9 protein-coding genes are annotated in these 20,035 nt (G+C 57.7%); 6 read left to right on the top strand and 3 right to left on the bottom strand.

Annotated features, from left to right (window positions below; genetic code table 11):
- Position 1 precedes the first annotated feature (1 nt).
- The 3 genes from AC0QTX_RS01380 to AC0QTX_RS01370 all read left to right on the top strand — a co-directional run bounded on the left by AC0QTX_RS01380 (position 2) and on the right by AC0QTX_RS01370 (position 5,332).
- Entirely contained in the window at positions 2–1,999 is a 1,998-nt protein-coding gene (locus AC0QTX_RS01380; protein ID WP_474602018.1) for a hypothetical protein, read from the top strand.
- Positions 1,983–4,616 carry a helicase-related protein gene (locus tag AC0QTX_RS01375; RefSeq protein ID WP_474602017.1) on the top strand — a complete coding sequence of 878 codons (2,634 nt, stop codon included), beginning with the start codon at positions 1,983–1,985 and terminating at the stop codon, positions 4,614–4,616. The genes AC0QTX_RS01380 and AC0QTX_RS01375 overlap by 17 nt, the downstream gene beginning before the upstream one ends.
- Positions 4,617–4,912: 296 nt before the next feature.
- A complete protein-coding gene (locus AC0QTX_RS01370; protein ID WP_474602016.1) occupies positions 4,913–5,332 on the top strand; it encodes a hypothetical protein in 420 nt (139 codons plus the stop codon).
- A gap of 227 nt (positions 5,333–5,559) precedes the next feature.
- Here AC0QTX_RS01370 and AC0QTX_RS01365 read toward each other — a convergent pair whose 3' ends face one another.
- A complete protein-coding gene (locus AC0QTX_RS01365) occupies positions 5,560–9,099 on the bottom strand; it encodes a DUF3427 domain-containing protein (protein ID WP_474602015.1) in 3,540 nt (1,179 codons plus the stop codon).
- A 333-nt stretch (positions 9,100–9,432) separates the two neighbouring features.
- The gene (locus AC0QTX_RS01360; RefSeq protein ID WP_474602014.1) at positions 9,433–12,375 is read right to left on the bottom strand and encodes a UvrD-helicase domain-containing protein; all 2,943 of its coding nucleotides are present in this window, start codon (positions 12,373–12,375) and stop codon (positions 9,433–9,435) included.
- Positions 12,376–12,679: 304 nt separating this feature from the next.
- Between AC0QTX_RS01360 and AC0QTX_RS01355 the strand changes: the two genes are divergently transcribed.
- Positions 12,680–12,859 carry a hypothetical protein gene (locus AC0QTX_RS01355; protein WP_474602013.1) on the top strand — a complete coding sequence of 60 codons (180 nt, stop codon included), beginning with the start codon at positions 12,680–12,682 and terminating at the stop codon, positions 12,857–12,859.
- 487 nt (positions 12,860–13,346) lie between these two features.
- Here AC0QTX_RS01355 and AC0QTX_RS01350 read toward each other — a convergent pair whose 3' ends face one another.
- Positions 13,347–16,382, bottom strand: coding sequence for a peptidoglycan-binding protein (locus AC0QTX_RS01350; RefSeq protein WP_474602012.1), 3,036 nt, complete (start codon positions 16,380–16,382; stop codon positions 13,347–13,349).
- Between the two features lie 24 nt (positions 16,383–16,406).
- Between AC0QTX_RS01350 and AC0QTX_RS01345 the strand changes: the two genes are divergently transcribed.
- The gene (locus AC0QTX_RS01345; protein WP_474602011.1) at positions 16,407–17,444 is read left to right on the top strand and encodes a hypothetical protein; all 1,038 of its coding nucleotides are present in this window, start codon (positions 16,407–16,409) and stop codon (positions 17,442–17,444) included.
- 34 nt (positions 17,445–17,478) lie between these two features.
- Positions 17,479–18,617, top strand: a protein-coding gene (locus AC0QTX_RS01340; RefSeq protein WP_474602010.1) for an IS3 family transposase whose coding sequence is annotated in 2 segments (ribosomal slippage) — positions 17,479–17,746 and positions 17,746–18,617 — 1,140 coding nt in all. Because the reading frame shifts where the segments join, the coding sequence is not laid out codon by codon here.
- Positions 18,618–20,035 lie beyond the last annotated feature (1,418 nt).

Below are 20,035 nucleotides of genomic sequence, written 5' to 3'. Positions count from 1 at the left end.
CATGTCCGATAGCAAGCCTAAGCCTCCGTCCCTTGCGCAACTGTTCGATGCGCCAGACCAATTTGTTGGCGGGTTTGGCTGGCTCTGTGGCTACTCCGCCGATGCGGCTTTCTTGAACGACGCGACCGAGCGCTTCACGCGCGAAACCGCTAGGCAGCGGTCCCATACCGGCCGTATCAGCATTGGCCTAATGCTCGATCCCGGCAACCCTCAGATTTCCTGCATACAGGCACCAGGTATCCTCCATCTGCCGCTCAAAGCTGGCGCAAGACCGTTCAGCCTCCTCCACGCGAAGGTTGCCTTGTTGGGATTTCAGCATCGTTCGGAACTGGAGCAGTGGCAGTTCCGCCTGATCGTCTCGACCGGCAACTGGACGCGTGAAACGCTAGAGGAGAGCCTCGACTTGGCCTGGCGGATTGATATCGGGAGCCAGGACTTCACGGGAGGCCTCAACCCAGACTTGAAGCAGCGATGCGCAGATTTCAAAGCCGCATGGGCCTTGCTCGATTGGCTGCGTGGGCACTTCGACCAGCGTGCTCTCGATGCCACTCCGCCAGCCTATTCGAAACCATTACGAGATTTCGAAGACCGGATGGTGAGCATCACTGGTCGAAGGGGACTCCCAGAGCCAAGGTTCTTTGACAACCGACAGGAAGCGCTGTTGGCCCAGCTGCCAAGCATGATTGCGCCGGAAGGCGGTACGCTTCCTCGTAACTATCTTGCGATGGGTTCCGGTTTCTACGAGGAAGCTGCTGGGCACGGCAGTCCCCCTCGCGTTCTTACTGAGATCGTCGACAAGTTGCAGAAAGCCGGGTTGCTTACGAAACAAGCTGACATCAATGTTTTCGTGAATCCGAATGCCTGTCAGGCTGTCGCCCATTCCCTTCCTGCCATCCTGGAACGTGGTTGGACGGTTCGTAAAGGTGCGCAGCCTGGCTATTTTGGACCAGGAGAAAGGTCACTGCACGCCAAATTCATCTTTGGCGCCAATCATCGCAGCAATTCCAATGCCTGCAATAACGCGTGGATTTATTTGGGATCTGGCAATCTCACCTCACCCGGGTTCTTGCAAAGAATGTCGGGTAGCGGCGGCAACCTCGAGGCAGGCGTTGCCTTTGAAACTGATCGACTGCTCTGGAAGAAAGGAAACGATCCGGCTCACAGAACAGTAACCGATGTCCTTCCCGTGCATCGGGAGGGGGAGGTCGACAGTTCTGTCTCACCTTTACAGGCCGGAGACGCTATGCCAGACCGGGAGGATGTCTTCCTTGCGCCTCCTATCGGGTATGTCGTTTGGCATCCTGACGGCGAAATCTCAGGGGCGGGTTGGCTCGCAGTCCCCAACCAAGGCATCAGCCCGTTCGAACTGGTGACGTCCTCAGGGTTACCATTGGCACAGGATGAGAGAGGCTTTCGGTGGCCGGGTGAGCAGCCACGGCAGGTTACCATTCGCTGGCAAGCAGATGGGCACACGCGCACCGCTCTCGTTCCTGTCCTCGATACCTTTGGCCGCCTTGGCGCCACGCTTCTTCCCGCGCTTGGGCTTGAGGATGCCTGGCTGGAGCTTGCGAACTTTCCTATGCCACCGGAGGATGACGAACTCCCCGACGAAGAAGAAAACGGTGAGCAACCCGCGAGCAAAGCACTTCGAAAAAGCCAGGCCGAGAACCCCGCTTATCCCGTACGCCAGATGATGCAACTGATCGAGAACATCGCTGCGAAGCAAACGGCGATCAATCAAGCAGATTGGCCAGCCTGGTGTATCCGTCTTGAACAGTCGCTCATACAAGCTGCTGGAAGCAGCGTGCTTGAGCGCTTTCGCGCCTATGGGTTCAATCCTCTTTATCCTCTTTGGCAAGCGCCATTCCGTCCCGATTTCGCCGAGTCGAGCACAACGCCTGCGGGGACGCGGTACGAGGAAGTTATCAGGCGCATTGAGGCAGCCTGGAACGTGCGTAATCTACCAGGGCTGGGGAGCGGACATGAAACAGCGGTTTGAGGGCTGGAGCGGCGTCGCGGCCAAGTTACAACAACGGGCGGAGGAAGCTGGCAGCTGGCTCAACGAGGGGCAGCGTGCAAGCCTTAGGGCCGTCGCTGAGCGAATTCCAAAGAATGGGCTCATCATTGCGGATGAAGTCGGCATGGGCAAGACGCGCATCGCCGTCGCTCTTGCGCGGGCCGTGGTCGAGTCTGGAGGCCGGGTGGCGATTCTCGTGCCCCCGGGCTTAGGCTACCAATGGTCTGACGAACTTCGCGATGGCGGCATCAGTAATCCACCTCAGATCCTTCGTAGCCTCTGGGCCTATCTGGCGGCCTGGCGCACCGATGGGGGACGGACGGAAGAACCTTGGTTCGACAAGCCCGTCGTGCTGATATCCCATGCCTTTGCGAACTGGCGCTTGGGAGAGCGGAGCGATCCATGGCGGTGGGCCCTGCTCCCGAGGCTTTACGCGGCTTGGCGCAAGAGGGACACTGGTCGATATCCGCGGGGCTTTTATGATGACAAACGACTTGGCGACCCATGGGTCCAAAACGCCGCCGAGAGCATCTGCAACAGCATCCCATTAAGCAAGGGCCATTGCGCCCTTCAGCGTATGGAAGAGATTAGCGAGCGGACGCCTTGGCCAGGAGCTCTAGCGGCGACTGAATACGCCCGCAATGAGTCTCTGCGTCCATCGCTGGAGCAAGCCGTCGGGTTGGGTCTTGGAGCTTTCGACCTTATCATCATCGACGAGGCTCACAAGAACCGCGGTGCAGAGGCCGGTCTTAGTCGCTTGGTAGAGTCTATTATTTTGCCCGCGCGCGGCGCGCGCCGCCTCGCCATGACAGCAACGCCGGTCGAACTCGACATCGGTCAGTGGACCCAGATGTTGCAGCGCATCGGCGTAGGGATGCAAGAGAGGGCAGAGATCACGGAGGCGATCAACGTCTATGCAAAGGCAGTTGCGCGCGTCCGGCAGCTTTGGCGGAGTAGTGAAGAAGTTCGGGCAGCTTACAGACGTGCCTCCGACAGCTTCCAAAGTGCCCTATCACCCTACCTTTTGCGTCGTGGGAAGCGAGAGGACGATGCTGTCAGAAAGTTCATCGCTCTCACGAATGAGCAGCCCGATGCATACCGAAAGGAAACGGAAATCGCCATCGCAACCGAGAACCTTTCGCCTCAATGGCGTCAGGCAGTCTGTGCGGCAGAGGCACTCTCATTTGTCGCGCATCAAGCCGATGATCGAACGGCGAAGCGACTGCGCCTGACTCTCGGAAACGGGCATGGAATCACTAGCCTGATCGACCAGGTTCGACGCGACGAAGCGGCTGACCGGCTTCAGGAGGAGGAGGATAAGCGTCAGTCTGGAGAATTGCCAGAGCCGCCCCAGTTGGAAAATGCTAACCTCTCGCCAGGGAACCAGAAGCGACAGGAGCGTGCACATTGGTGGCGACGTACAATAGAGCACACATTTCTTGGCTCAACGGGCGGTCTGTTTGATCACCCCTCGATTTTGGCGGCCGTCAACGCGGTAGAAGCATACACAGCAAGAGGTGAGAAGGTGCTCGTTTTCGGGCGCTTTACACGGCCCATGCGAGACTTCGTGAATCTGCTCAATGCCCGCGAAATGTTGCGATCCTTATCGGAGGGGAGGAACTGGCCACAATCTAGAGTCCATCGGATGAGGGAAGCGGATGAGTGGCCGGCTGTGGCCGCCGCGCATGGTCAGTTGGGATGTACCTTCTCTCTGAATGATATCGACGCCATGTTGGAGCGGCAGTATGCGAGCTTGGAACGCAGGAGAGAGCGGCTGCGAGACCATCTCTTTGATCTGATTTCCAAGGGCCTCAGCGAGCGGAGCGCTGATCTTCGAGTCCTGCTCCAATCTGTTGAGCGTTCAATCAATCCCGAAGGGCAGCGGCTGCTCGCCAGAGCAATCGATGACCTATTAGGGGATCTACGCGAGCCTGATCCATCACAATTTGCGCAGGCGTTTACAGATCTCATAGCGGCCCTGCGGGATCGTGACGAAGGCGATCTGGACGGGAGCGGCAAATTGGATGACGACGAGGCCGCTGCTCTTTGGTCGGAGCTCGAGGCACGCCTGCACAGTGAGTATGCCTCTCCGCAAGGGGCCTTCGGGCGCCTGATGATTGGCGACACAAAGCTGACAACGCGGCGGATGCTCCAGCTTGCATTTAACCGGCCGAACAGCTTCCCTCGGGTGCTAGTCGCGCAGTCAATGGTCGGGCGGGAGGGCCTCAACTTGCACCAAGCCTGCAGGGCCGTGATCCTCCTCCATCCTGAGTGGAACCCAGGAGTCGTGGAGCAACAAATTGGGCGAGTAGATCGGGTCGGAAGCCACTGGTCGAAGATGCTCGACGAGTTCGCGAACTCAGGTTCGAGAGGGAGCGATGCGCCTCGGATCGAGATCCGCCCAGTGATCTTCGAAGGAACCTACGATGAGCATCACTGGGAAATCCTGCGTCAACGGTGGGATGACTTACGAGCTCAGCTACACGGGATCGTCGTTCCTCAGCGGCTCCGCTCGCCCGATCAGGTGGAGGAGTACGGGCTCATCAGGGACTTGGACTGCGCCGGGCCTGACTTTTCACCTCTTCGGTACAAACCGTAGCAAATCCTTCATTGAACCCTCAGAGGCTATGTAACAGTACAAGGAAACTGAGTGACTGTACTCCGGGGCTTTATAGAAAGTGCAATTGGAAATCGGCAGCGATAAAGGTTGCTTAGAGCCTCATCAGCCCGAGAGTACACTGAGCTGTAGGTAGCCCTGATCTCACAATGACTGCATAAGTCGGAATGGAGTATAAATACTGGCCCCCTGCTCGCATGATACGAGGAGGTCAGCCTGTGGCGAAGAGTAGGCCTCGTAAGAGTCTGAAACAGCGACATGATGAGCATGTCTACTACATGATCGAAGTTTTAAGCTGGAATTGGAGCTTTTGGTTTGGCGTGACACAGAACTCTCGGCATGCCGCGGATCCATATGATGACTATCGGCATCTCACCATCCAGGGGCGGTTCCTCCGACCAGCGAAGCTGAAAGATAAGACGATCGAGTTGATCTTCATCCCGAAGCAGGAGCTTAATCAGGAGCGGCGCCAGAACGATCGGCCTCCTCACATTGGCTTCATGAATTTAAATAAGCAGGCACAAGCAATCTTTTCGCTGCCTGCTGATGCTCTATCGTCTCTCCTCCCGATGTTAATCGGAGAAAAATTCAGACACATCGTGCTGCATGGGACCAGCTTACGCTACCAGCAGGCGAGCGTACATTCCTTTCGGTTCGAGATGCAGATCAACGAGGACGACTGGCCTCCGGATGGTTGATCTGATACCGGCCGAGCTGAGCGATACTGAGCCAATATTGGTCACGGGGCATCGATGCTTCTGCACTTCTGAGCCTTACCAAACCGGAACCTTGTTCCGGCTTTGAGGCTGTATGGGATTCATCCGCTCGGCTGCTCACAAAACGACCACGGCCGACAAGGGGATCTTTGTTTACTCTACTTTTGTGGCTCAACTGGATGAACTCCTGTCCTGACCTTCAGACAGGCTTATCGGAGAACAAACAGGTTTTTGACTCTCAACGGCATAGTCTCCCGAAGTCGCCACGTTACCGTAACAGGCTGGTCGCCGACCCAAGATTGGAAATCTACTTCGCCACAATACGTGAACGGCGTTGGCTTCGCTCCCGTTTTCTTTGTCCTTCGCACCAGCAGATGTACATGGAGTCCCATCTCTTTGTGGTTCCGGATCATCTGACCGTGCTTGGACATCTGAGTTGTGCGGTTCTGACTTTGCCAGGAGAACTCGACATCGGTGAGAAAGTGGTCAGTGTATCGGTGCTCGTTCATCATTCCATCCTTCTCCAACGTTACAAGGAGAAAGAGGTGCGGCGGCTTCGGGACGAACCCTGCGTTCCACGTGGCCTGATCAAAGGTAAGGTCGAAGGCTGCAGGGATAGCCTCGCGCGAGTATCGTTCCCAAAGCTTGAGCCCTGGTCCTGTCAGGCCAGCGGTTCCCATTGGCTCCATGACCCAGCCGCCTTCTCGCGAGCTCAGGCGGACGCGATCGCCCCTCCCGGATAGTCCGGCATCCTCGCCAAACCACCTATGGAGGATTTCTGGAAGCCGGTTAGTGGTATCTTCGGTCGGACGCACGACATTTATCGCAATCTTGGCGATCGCCGCCACCATCGGCTGGTCATCGATGGAGATATCTAAATCCCCCTCCGCTAGAGGGCGTGGTCCAGGTGTAGAGGGGAGGAACAGGATGGGTTTTCCTCCTGAGTTCCGGGCAACTCGACATACAATGTCTTGGCGTAGGTCGTTACTACGGGAGAGATACTGCGCCAGGCGCCAATCGAGAACCTCTCGGAGCAGACGTCCGAGAGCAGCGGCGTCCACAATGTCGAATGCAAAACCAAACTGGTCGTCATCAAGGCGGAAGAAGGAGATGCCACCCGTGCCCCGAGCGTTCAAGTAGGCGTTGATCGGGTTCTTGAGAAGGAGATCCTTGAGCGCCTTCGGGTTCGACAGATCGACCGAGAAATCCTCCCGGAGCTTGTGCATGCGGGATGCAATGGCCGAAACGCGCGTGGTCAGATCGTCGAGCGAAGAGCGGATTAGAAGGTCGTCTCCGTCCAGAAGAGCCAACAAGAGCACGATCTTGTAGCTTCGCGTGGCTTCCGTCTTTTCAATGTTCGCGAGAAAATCCCGGTGTTTTGACCACACTGCGAGCTCAACGCCATCAAGGCCCCGCATGCGATCGACGAATCCGAGCCAGGATCTCTCGCTACTGCTCCTTGGGTTCAGACCTGCGTGGAAGACCTCTACGGCGGTCGGCCGGATCCCATGCCGCTCCTCGAAGTCCCGGTAGAAGGACTCGAGAGCGTTCTCGGTGCCGGTCGGCTTGAGGAGCTGACGGAGGATCTCCACCGCGGTCAGGTCGTAGGTCACCTCACAACCCAGGGGCAAACTGATGCTTTCCGAGACAAGTTCTTCGAGTGCCTCCCTAAGGCGTCCGCTCGTCTGAGCATCTCGGCCTGCGAGCGCCGCGATCGCCCTAAGCTTCATCAGGAAGGCGCGGTGATTGCCAATGTAGTCGATGACCGTCAGCCGATCCTTGCCGTCGGACTTGCGCAGCCCACGCCCGAGCTGCTGCATCCAGATGATGGTCGACTCGGTCGGCCGAAGCATCAGCACGGTGTCGATACTCGGAACATCGACGCCCTCGTTGAACATATCGACGGCAAAGATGACCTCGAGTTCACCCGCGTTAAGCTTACTGAGTGAGGTCGCGCGGGGAGCGGAACTGGGACCAGAGTGAACCGCAACGGCCCGGATCCCTTCTCGGATGAAGAAGTCTTTCATGAAGTCGGCATGGGTTTGCGAACAGCAGAAAGCGATACATCTCTGACCACCAAGCCTCCGGAACTGTTCGACGACGTTCTTAGCGCGAGCTTCCGTTGCGACCGCAGCCGTTAGTTCAGTCAGGTCGAACTGAGCATTTCGCCACGGGATATTACGGTAGTCCACCTCGTCCGGAACGCCGAAGTAATGAAACGGACAGAGGTGCCCACCCTCGATCCCATCGTGAACTCCGGCATGGAAGACCAGGTTCTCCTGACACAGGCCTAGAAGATCAGCACCGTCTGTCCGCTCGGGCGTGGCCGTGAGCCCAAGGAGGAATTTTGGCTGGAAGTGATCGAGAACGCGCCGGTAGGTGCCCGCCGCGGCATGGTGAAACTCGTCGATGACGATGTAGTCGAAGTCTTGCGGCTTGAACCGGGAGAGATGGTTCACGCGACCTAGCGTCTGAATAGATGCGAACAGGAGTTCGGCATCAATGTCTTGGTGATCTCCAGAAAGACGGCCGATCCGAGCATTCGGGCGCACGCGCCGGAACGTTTCGACAGCTTGGTTCAGGATCTCCTCGCGATGCGCCACGAAAAGGATCCGCTGGAATTCGTTCCGATTGCTGTCGAAGGCAGCAAGCCAGGTCTTTCCCAAGCCCGTGGCCAGAACGACCAAACCAGCCGTAAAGCCATCCTCACGGGTCTGTTCCAAAGCGGTAAGCGCTACGTGTTGGATCGTATGGGGCTCAGGCGGGGGGAGCGGCGCCTCATAGGGCACTCCTGCCTCTTGGAAATCGGGGACGCCACGTCGCTGTTCGTACAGATCGATCCAGTCCGGTGTCACAGGCACTGAAGCGCTATCATGAAATAGCTCGTCGAAACCGCTCTGGATTTCCGAGAACCCGAGCGTTTCGTAGCTCGAAACGATCTTGTAATTCCATTCGATCGATGTGGTCAGGGCGGCTTCCGAGAGATTGGAGCTGCCGACGAAGGCGACGCCCTCGCCGTCCGTTAGGAAAATGTAAGTTTTGATGTGAAAGCCTCTGGAGCGTGTCTCGTAGACGCGAAGCGTGAGATCGCCCTCCAGATCGGCTAAGCGACGAAGCGCGACTGGCTCCGTCACACCGAGGTAGTCGCCGAGGAGGATCCGGGCTCGGCCGCCCCGCGCCAAGAAATCCTTCAGATGCTCGACAATGAGCCGGGCGCCGCTGTCGAGCAGGAAGGCTACGGCAATGTCGCACACGGTGGACTGATCCATGTGGACGAGTAGATGTGGGAGGAAATGGTCCTCTCCACCAGTTATAAGTCGCTGCTTTTCGGCTTGCGTGGGCGAGGTGGGGGAAAGATAGTTTGCCTTGCTCGGGATCACGTGACGCACACCACCGCGTGGATCCGGAACGTCACCTGCGTATCGGGGGATTACGTGGAGGTGGAAATGGAAGACGGTTTGCCCAGCGGCCTCCCCGAAATTGAAGCCGACATTGAAACCATCTGGCGAGTGGCGACGCCTGACCACTTCAATACCTTTATCGATAGACTGCCAAACGGCACTCTTTTCGGCGTCGTCGAGGTCGTCCCAGGTTGCAGCATGCCGCCGTGGAACAATGAGGAGGTGCCCGGGTGACACCGGGAAGGTGTCCCAGATCGCAACAATATGTTCATCGGAGAAGGCAATTCGGCTGAGCTCAACCGTGCAGAAGGGGCATGTAGTGTTCATAGGCGGCGATAAGGAATCCATCAGTCGTCTTGAGTAGGGGAGGGAGTATGGCTGGATCGTGGAGCGCAACCTAGAGACCTGGACCGTTTTCCACATGCTGACGGTAGCCTGTTACACCAAACGGCACCTGGCATCACTGGCTCGTGCCGCTGCTGGCGCGGCAGACCAAAAGTAACCTCCGTGGTCTCGGCCAAGAAGATATTCTGGATGGTGTGGCCGATTGGGGGACGCCTCACTCGTGCCAGAACATCTTGGAATGGAGGAGTTGGCCGGACCCCCTCTGCGAAGAGCTTTGTGGCCACAGTCATAGATACCGCAGCAACAGGTCGAACACCTGGCGAATGACTTCATCCATCACAGTCGCATTCTTCCCTTACAGATTGGATAGGTGACGCAACCCAAGAACGGACCATAGCGACTGGACCGTTCGACCAGCCATCCGTCCTGACACTCCGGACAGGCACAGAACGTGCCCCCACACGAACATCTGACCTCGCCAGAAGTGTGCTGTCGCTTGGGTAGCCCCGTTCCGCATTCAGAGCATGCCGGCAGTGAGTGCCCACAGAGCTCCACATGCTCGCATCGATACCGTGTTTGTCCGTGCTTCGTTGGAAATGCTAGAAGATGGCCGCCACATTCGGTGCAGACCTCATCAAGCTCCTGACCTTCGTCTTTTTTGATAATTCCGTACTCTGGATCAGCTATCAGCTCGCCGACGAAGGCTGACCGCTTGGATGCTGACCCCATGAGCGTCAATGTGCGACGGGCACGTGTCATGGCGACATACATAACGCGGCGCTCTTCGGCATTTTCAAATGGTTCGGCATCAGGCGAGACCAAGCTGAGAAGCGGATCGTCGACTATTTCTGAAGGGAATCCGGTACGACCCCTAAAAAGGTTCAAAACGACGACATGATCCGCCTCCAGGCCTTTAGACGAGTGGATAGTTCGGAATGACAGGTCGAGGTTCGAGAATTCCTTCTTCAACTTAGGCAGGTCTGCAGGAGCTACATGCTTATACCGGCCAAGTAAAAGGACGCTTGATCTTTGATTCACCGGAGCGGCGAGGTTCGAAAGGGCCCGAAGCACCTGCCGGAGTTTCTCTTCCGAGTCGTGTCGGAATGTTGAAACCACCTGGATCGCAGGATGGGTAGCCTTTCCAGCCGGAATGATCGTTTTAGGTAACTGCGCAGGGTTCTTTAGAATAAATTTGCGGGCCGCGCATGCGATCTTGTCGACAGACCGAAAGGTTCTTCCCAGATCAACCGTGCGATGGACGCCAGAGCGGCCATCAAAAGTGCCGCCGAACTCGCTACCAAAGTCGCGCATGAGATTAATATCAGACCCAGCAAATCGATAAATTGACTGCCAGTCATCTCCAACAGCAAAAACGCGGGCGTCTTGATGCTGGGATTTCAGCGCCCGAACGAGACGACCTCGGCTGCGTGAAATATCCTGAAACTCGTCCACCAAAATGTGTCGATAGGGGCTGCGATACCGTCCGTTCTCGGCGAACTCTGATGCACGCAGGATCATGTCCTCGAAGTCGATGCGGCTTCCAAGCTGTCTCTGATACTCGGCATAGACCGGCCCGAAGATCGAGAGAAAAGCTTGCGCTCGATGACCGAGCTTCAGTTTGCGCCCCTTGGCCTCGCATTCAGCAAGGTTGTAGCCGCCACCTTTGTAGTGGCGTAAAAACGTCCCGAGCAACTGCACAAAACTGCCGACCTGATTCAGCTCGACCACACGATCGAACAGCATCTCCCGAGGCCGAGGCTGGCATGTTTCGAAAGGTGCAATTTTTTCTGCGAGTGCCTCGAGGAGCCGGCCCTCCTCACGTTCATAGCTGAACGTTTCGATCAATGTCGTGTTATGAGCCGAGTGGACGTCGCGCTTCCATGCCATACCCGCTAGATACTCTTCGCGGCCAACAAAAGGCGCTGTCAGCAACTCATCACTTCCGTCGTGCATCTTTCTGCGCCGCACGCCGAAATGCTCGATGTAGACGCCGCTTTTCTTGAGCCGGAAATCCGGGCAGTAGCGTCGTCGACCTGTGTGAGGGAGATCGTGTTCGTAATCCGGCTCGTACTCATACTCGATACCGCTTTCGAAGAGCCAGTTTGCTATCATCAACTCTTCAAAACTCTTCACTCTCTCACCCTGCAGGGTTCGCAGGTCCGCCTTTTCGATAAAGGTGTAGTATTCGTGCTTCTGTTCGAAGTCCCACTCGCTTTTGTCTTCGAGGTGTGTGTAAGAAAACCAACGAATGATCGCCCGCGAGGCATCAGAGTCTGTTGCAACGAGTGCTCTCAAGATATCCTTGACCAGTGCCAGAAACGCCTTGTCATCTGTCGCGTGAGCGGCCAGCGCGGGCTTGGTGCCTTCAACAGCTCCGATGATGTCATACGCCAGAGCATGGAAGGTTCGAGCCTCCAGTGGCTCACCGCAACGCTCCTCAATGCGCTCGGACATCTCGCGCGCGGCATCCCTAGCGAAAGCCAGCAATAGGATCTGATCGGGCAGTTGGATGCCGGCCTTCACCAGATATCCCGCCTTCGCCGTTATGACACTTGTCTTTCCAGAGCCAGCACCGGCCAGCACGAGTGTTGCGTCTTCGTCCGCAACGATCGATAATCGCTGTTCTGGCGTGAGGGGATTCTTCTCGAAGGAGTCGAAGAAGTTTTCCCACCGCGCAAGCTCCTCTGTTTCGAACTTAGCAATCGCCTGATCTCGCCAACGGCTGGCGTTTTGAATGAAGCTCCGGATCCTCCGGATTTGCCCGAGGTTGCTCTCTCCAATTGCTTCCGTCGGAAGTTTCGTGAACAGAGTGGTCTCAAGCGAGCGAGCCTCGTCAAGGATCGGCGAAAGAACACAAGCGGCCGGATACCGAGTTGGCTCGTCAAGTTTATCTATAGCATCCAATATGTCGTCAATCGTACCGCGGTTTTCCTCAAGGCGACCTAGATTAAAGGTCGTCCATGCCTTGCGGACTTCTCTCGCGAAGGCATCCGCACGCCGGTAGTTGGCCCCCTTGAGAGAAATTCCGATGCCATCGTCTGTTCGGATACGGACCGTTGTTCCCAGCAAGCCTTTTTTCAAAGAGGGGGGATCTGCAAGGTCCTGTAGGTGGACGATTCGACCGCGCCGCGCGTCGATGATCAGCGCACTGTCGCGATACTCAATACCTCGGGCATGGATGCCGAACGGATTTAGAAGAAAAGATAGAAACGGCTTGGGTTGAACGCGCATCAGAACAGGCAACTCGCTTGCGGGACCTTTTCCATACAATTCCTGCATAGCTTGTCCGACCTACCACCAAGCTAGGCAATTGAGAACCATTTGTCATCAGCCGGTTAACCAGTGCCAAAACGAAATAACAACATAGGCGGACATGGATGCGCCAACGTCCTCTCGATCCAGTCAGCGCCATCTCTCCATCTAGTCGAACAGGGAAGCCTCAATGTCCCGTGGTTCCCTTATTGCAGGCGCCCGTATCCATGTCGGGTAACGTGATCCATGCCCTCAGCCTCACGAGCCTGGTACGCGACAAGGTCGTGATCTTCGTCGAGGCGGTCGAGATGGAGAGGGGCGTGCGATCGAGGTGGTAGATTCGGCCAACGTCACGCTCGTGGCTGACGGTTCCTCCGACTACACCGACACGCTCCTCCACCTGGAGACGGCCTTGCGCGAGTCCGCTCCCGCGGGCGAGGCCATCCAAGTGGCCGCAAGGCTGCCGTCGACGACCTCGGCTTTGAGTTCGAACCCGTCTGCTGGGCGCTGAAGGCACTGCGCTAGTAGGCCGCTTTCCGTGCACAGCTCCTCGCGCCATCAGAAATACCAGTAAGGGCTGCTTCAAGCACACCTGGGACATTGCGGGATGGCCGGCTCGCGGTCGCTAAGCGGAAGTTCGGAAGGTCATGGCCCCAGTCGATTGGAGACGGTGATACTTCTGACAACAGCGGGAGAGGGGAGACGTCACATTAACGGGGAATACTGCCCTGTGCACCTGAAGGCGAAATCGTGCGTCGAAGAAAATCAACGACTTGGACTGTGCAAAACCTGACCTTGTGGGGCTTCGCAACGGCTAAATTGATTTAATGTGACATCTGCAAAGGAATGCCTGTCACGCCCTCCCCAAGGCGGGCTTCCTGCCACAGCGGATATGGTACGAGCGGTGACTACCGCCTTTCCTATCGCTGATGGCATCCCTCGATCATCTTAAGCATCAAGGAAACCGCCGCGCGTGTCCTGTACGCGCGGCGGTTACATTACCGCTTCAGCCTCTCGCCTGACGGATCGCAGATCGTCTTAATCCGGAGCACGAAGAAGTCGGCACGATCGCTGGTGAAGCGAAGTACCCCGCTGGAACTGGCGAGCTCAAGACTGCGCTCTCCATTCGAGGCCGGCAAAGCCTGTACCATGGTGAGATCGGTACATTTGAGAGAGATCTGCTGGCCTGAGGGTTCGTACCAGAACTGGCTGAACCCGGACTCGACGAAATTGATCCGGTCGCGGAACAGCACGAGCTCACCACCGATGGAGGAAAGCCCTCCACCCTGACCGGCGCTTTCCACGACGCTGCTGGCGAGGTCGCCACCGAAGCCGACAGTCGCATCCACGGCAGCGCCGACAACGACCTTGCCGACGTCCTTCACCGTCTGGTTTACTCGCCGCCCAGCAAGGAGCGCGCTGCCTTCGAGCTTATCAATCGGTTGGCTCGCGTGGATCGATTGCATGCCGGCCAGGATCTCTGCCGCCCGGTTCATGTTCTGCGCAACCTGCCGGACGGCCCGCTCTGCATCGGCATCGGGAGCGTCGCGCACAGCCTTGTACTCAGCCGCCGTGATCACGTCTGCTTCGGTGAACGATACCTTGTATTCCGGATCCGTCATTGAACCATGATCGGTCACGCTCTCTTCGGGGAAGAAGTCTTTTTCGCCCGTCGAGTCGATGTCTGCCGAGAAGAGCACGAAATCACCCGGCTTGGCGGAAGCCTCAATGAGGGATTGATGCAGCTTCGTGCCGACCTGGACTGGTAAGGCATTCTCGACACGCCCGACGGCAACGCTGAATTCGAGGCGTTCGATATTGCCGTATTGATCGACGGTGGCGGCATGGATCTTGCCGATCCAGTTCTTCAGTTTCGAAGCCCGCGAGTCGCTGAACATCTGGCTCAGTGCCCTTTTGCGCTCACCGCGCAGAGGCTTCCACTGCTCCTCCGACTTCGCTTGGTCGTATCTTTCCGCATAGGTTCGGAGTAGGCGCTCGACTGCACGCTGCGAATTGCCCTTGTCGGCGGCTTGGGACGAGGTGGCCTGCGCCTCAGCCCTTGCCCTGGCTTCGGCAACGCGCTGGGCCTCGGCTTCCGCCTTGGCCTTCGCCTCCACAATTGCCCGCTCTGCCGCAACTCTCATGGCTTGGCGAGCTTGCGCAAGCTTTTCATCGTCAACCCAGACCGGGAGGTAGCGGAACGCCACTTGGTCGCGCTGGAGGGCGGCGGTCAGGCTCTTGAGATCGCCGGCTTCCGCATAGAGCGCAGCACATAGGCCGCGCTTGGCCGCGATGAAGGCGTCCTCAATCGACATCACCTTGAACGAGGGCGAACCTTTCAGCTCCTCGATGATGCGTTCCATGGAGGGCTGAAGGGCACCCTTGTGGAGTTCTGCATCCACCTCGGCTGTCTGGCAGACATCTCCTCGAGCATTAGACATGGCGACCAAGCCGAACCCACGGGCCGTGCCTGCCTGGACATTTGCCTCCACCTCGCGGAGACGATTGGCCTCTGCCTGTGCGATGGCATTCACGTCATTCGCTGTGACCGAGAACATCGTCTTGAACTCGCCCGCATCGATAGCTTTCAGCACGACGACGGTATCCTGGGCAGCACCAGCCTCGAGCAGCTGCTTGCGGTTCAGCATGACTAGATCGTAAGCGCCGAGTTTGCGCGTGTTGCAGCGGGCAAGAGGAAAGTCGAACCGCTGCCGATGAACCTCGAACCGCGCATTAACCAGAACGGCGAAGGCTTTCTCAACACTGCCGCCGTGGAGCTGGCAGACGCTGCTCGCGCTTCCCTGGAACACGAGATCGCCCTTGAGATTGCGGATGAGCGAGGGAGCCTTGCCGCTATCGTTGTAGAGCACTAGAACATCTTCCGCTTCACCCTCCACCACAAAGCGGTTTTTATCCGTCGTCGAGTTGAGCACGCGAACGGCATCCTCAGTGATAACTTTCACTGCCAGGTATGCTACATCGACTCGCTCAAGGCTCTCTATGCTCCGGTTCGCTTGGGCCTGGTCGATATCTGTCAGAAGGCTCGCGAGCGATGCCATCACGGGCTTAGGCAACGGCAACGCGGACTTTTCCTTCGCAAAAGCCTGGGCCTGGGGCAGCATTTCCACAAGCTGCCGCTCGCGGTCACGGCGCGCCTCATAGCGGTCGATGCGCTGGACGAGATCCGTGTAACGGCTCGTGAGTTCCGCAAGGCGGGCCACACCTCCCGAGACGCCGCTGCTGCCGGCAAAGTCCTGGGAGGCGCGCTGGATCAGGCGCTCAGCTGTGGCGTCCGACAGAATGCCATCCGCAGTCAGGTTTTCGGATGACTGGAGGCTGCTGATCGCTGAGCGGGTGCCAACGCCATAGACTCCGTCCACCTTTTCGGTGGCCGGGATGAGGCCCACTTCCTGGAGCAGTTTTTGCAGTCGCACATGGTCCTCGAGAGGGCGGCCCGTCTCCTCGCGTGCAGAGAATGGAGCGAGCTGCATCATCTGTGCCTGCCACAGATCGCGCTGGCGGCGATACTCGGCGGTGATGCAGGGCACGGCCTTCTTCATCACGGCACCGGAGATATTGCCTTTCTCAGGTACGCCGCAGGTCTGCAGGACCGATTGCGTGAAGGCGACAGCCTCCTGCTTGAACTGATCACGCCTGTTGGTTGCGCTGAACCGCAGGACGTAATAGGGACGTAGGAGATCCACATCCAGGTGGCGCAGCCCCCGGTCGGAACAGATGATCCGTCCAAGCGGATCCTTGACCTTGGAGCAATCAAAGGTCGGGCCAATGGAAGCGTCCTCCTTCGCGGCAGCAGGAAGGCGAGCCGGCTGCTGGAGAGCCTCCACGTACTGGGCCTGAAGCGTTTCGAAATCATTGCGGATTTCCGGTGCAATGTCTGGAGCTGCCTTCTGCTCGGCCCTGGCCTTCACCTCGTTGAGCGTGTCGAGAGCAGCCAGTCTGGCGCTCTCCTCCTCCTCGAAACGCACGAGCGCCTTGTACTCCCGGCGAACTGCGTCGACGTCCGACTCCGACACGGAAGATTTCGGATTGTGAGATGCTTGGATGCGCTTGACGAGCTTCTGCCCTTCGGCCCGCACATTCTCCGAGCGGGATGTAAGCAGGCCCTCGATTTCGGTGCGCAGGGTGGACATATCGGCAAGTACGCGCTGCCGCTGCGCCTGGGTATAGCGCGCCTGCCGTCCGGCATCGGTTTCAAGGTCGCCAAGAAGATACGAGCCATTGTCGAAATAAAGGTCGATAGCGGTACGCACATCGACAGCCTGAAGCTGTCCGGAGGAGTCCTGCCGCGCAAAAACCTGGTTGCACGTGGATTGAACCGCCCAGCCGTTCTCGTCCTTGACGGTGCAACGGTATTTGCTCTTCAGCGCGGAGGCCTCGAGACGCGCGCACTCGCTCACGACCGGAGTCAGCCGTGGATCTTCGGGCATGACGCCGCCCTGGATAATCCCGGCCAAGCTGGCATTGTGCTTCGCCAAGGACCTGTTGAAGCAGTACAGCCGCATTTCAGGCTGCTTAGCCCATGCCTCCTGTGCAGCCTGGGCCTGCGCTGCGGCGATCATCCCACCGATCAGGCCGATAAAGCCTGCGGCATTATTCTGCGCCTGACCGGGCGAGGCTACGAATTGAGACAGGACAATGCAGAGAGCGCTTGTGGCGACAAGCTTCGAACGTCGAATAAACACCTGAAAACCCCCAGCCCGCTTCCTCGGTTTTACGACCGTGTTTGGGGCCAAGCTTCTAGTGTTACGATACCTTTCACCAATGTCTACTTGAGTGATGCAATAAAACAGGCGCGAACCTACCATAAGGTAAATTTTCGGTTTTACCAACAAGCTTCCGGTATTTATTCTCAAACAATGCTTGTAAGCGTTACCCCTTACAACAGCGCTGAAGGATTTGTAGCAGGCGGACTGAGAAACTCCCGCAAGAAGCTTGCGCTGTTATTGCGGCTTGCATTTCTTAAGGGCGTCAATCGTTTTCATACGATCTTCCAACATACACTCCCAAGTCGCGTGCTGGTGTTCAGAGCTGGTTCGGAGAATTTGAACAGAGGGATAAGTGGAGTTTCTGCCTGACCGTAGCCAGAATGGCTGCCATACAGGAGAGACCGTGAGCAAGCGACCCCGCCGGAACCATTCTCCGGCTTTCAAAGCGAAGGTGGCCCTTGCCGCCGTGAAGGGTGAGAAGACCCTGACCGAGCTGGCCCAACAGTTCGATGTGCATCCCAACCAGATCACCCAGTGGAAGGCGCAGTTGCTCGACGGAGCCGCCGGCGTGTTCGGGTCCGAGCCCAGAGCCGGAACGGGCACGCCGCCGCTGGATGTGAAGACCCTGCACGCCAAGATCGGCGAGCTGACGCTGGTCAACGATTTTTTGGAAAGCGCGCTTGGCAAAGCCGGAGTGTGGCCGAGCGCAAAGCGATGATCGACCGCTCCCACGCCCTGCCACTCGCCCGGCAGGCTGAGGCGCTCGGGATCAGCCGGGGTAGCGTCTATTATGCGCCCCGGCCGGTCTCAGCATCTGATCTGGCCCTGATGCGGCGGATGGATGAACTGCATCTTGATTATCCCTTTGCGGGCAGCCGGATGCTGCGCGATCTTCTCAGGGCCGAGGGCTTCACGGCCGGACGCTTGCATGTTTCCACGCTGATGAAGCGGATGGGCATTGAGGCGCTCTATCGTAAACCCAACACCTCCAAGCCGGCGCCAGGGCATCAGATCTATCCTTATCTCCTGCGCAAGCTGCCGGTGACGCGCTCTAATCAGGTGTGGGCCATGGACATCACCTACATCCCTATGGCTCGCGGGTTTGTCTATCTCGCGGCAGTGGTGGACTGGTTCAGCCGGCGGGTTCTGGCCTGGCGGCCGTCCATCACCCTGGAGGCGGCGTTTTGCATCGAGGCTGTGGAGGAGGCACTGGCCCGGTATGGGCGGCCCGAGATCTTCAACACTGATCAGGGCAGCCAGTTTACGTCGACGGCCTTCACGGATGTCCTGCTCAAGAACGAGATCGCGATCAGCATGGACGGCAAGGGCGCCTGGCGCGACAACGTCTTTGTCGAGCGGCTCTGGCGCAGCATCAAATACGAGGAGGTGTATCTGAGAGCCTATGACAGCGTGTCCGAAGCCCGCACTTCGATCGGTCGATATCTGGCCTTCTACAATGGCCGGAGGCCTCATTCATCCCTTGACCGCAAGACACCCGATCAGGCCTATTTCGACCCGCTGCCGCAACTCGCGGCGGCCTAACCCCGGCAGACACTCCACTTAGCCAGCCGAAAACGCTGTTCAACCAAACCGAGCCATCTCATTCAGCGAACGGGTGACATTCTAAACCAGGGGATTGGATTAGAAGGGGGCAGGGACCACAGCGTATGCATGGCTCGTGTCGGATAGGACGCCACCACCAGGCGCGCCTCAGATCAAGTTGCTAAAGCCCGGGCACAAGCCGCGGCGCGGCTCAATTCTTCTGCCATAACTGAGCGGTATGCCTTTCTGGGAGGTGCAGGCTGTTCCATGCGGCTGTCCCTGCGTCAACGAGTTGACGCTGTCATACCTCGACGTTAACTCGTTGACGTAGCGCCCCACGTGATCATTCGCTACGGCTCGGCGATCCTGAAAAGCCGACTAATGAGCTTTTCTGGGCTACTCAAGCTGCTTCCGCAAGCGCCAAGACAGGCGAGTCAGTCAAGTCCTCCCTCAAGACAGGGGGAAGACAGCCCCATGACAGCCAAAAACCGCCTCAAACGTGCCTATGGCTGACGCAGCTTATAGGTTACGTTAACAATCCGCCTCAAAAGCATCCCTCAAGACAGGAAGACAGGCCCCTGTCTTGGAACGAGTCAGGGGTCGTTTTTCGAGTCACCCAAGACACCCCGGTGCTCATTTCAGGAGCGGAATACCGTGTGGGCGGATCTTGCAGGACGGCTCACAACCTGATGGAAGTGCCGCGTTAGCAATCCGCTGAGTTGACGCTCAGTGAACTCCACGTCAACCCGCGCTCACCGGCCGCAGCAACGCAGTGGCCTTTAAAGAGGTGAACAGATGGATTGTTGAGGCCTCGCCAACACAAATGTGGTGTGAAACAGCGCGGTAGGGCGCACGCTCTAGAAGTTGGGCGGGTTCAATAGGGCCGCCGCATAAAGTGGCCGCGTGCCCGCCTTATCCTTTAACCTTCGGACATATTCCCTTGAGCGAAGCCCCCTATGCCGTTCGTTCTTCATGTGCTTCCCAGCGAGCGTTCAGGCCCCGAGTAGTGCTGCTTGAGCAAAGGGAAACCCGCAAAATAGGAACGTACCAGCCAAACCTGTCCGCCTAGCCTCTGATACGAAAGCGGCGGCTCCAATCTCCTTTTGTATTTTGGCATGGGCCGTCATGGCAGGCGCGCTCGGCTCCTAGGCTTGATCCACATCAGCCTAGTTCCGCTCGGTGCCGCCTTGTCCCACACATACCAAGCGTAAGCCGTTGTTCCGGTGCCCTTCTGAACAGCCCCGTGGGCGTAAAATGTGATGCGCTTACTGAATACCCACACCCGGCTCGGAGGCGTCAAGGCGAAGATCGTCTGGTGCCTGTTTGAGCCCTCGAGAAAAGCCAGGCGGAGTAAAAGAGCGAGCTTCCTTCGCGAGTCCTGGATCCCTTTCTTTACGAAGCTTTCCGCGCTGTGAAAC

It is taken from the genome of Microvirga sp. jy35 (assembly GCF_056148915.1).
This window is presented reverse-complemented; position numbering and strand designations above follow the sequence as displayed.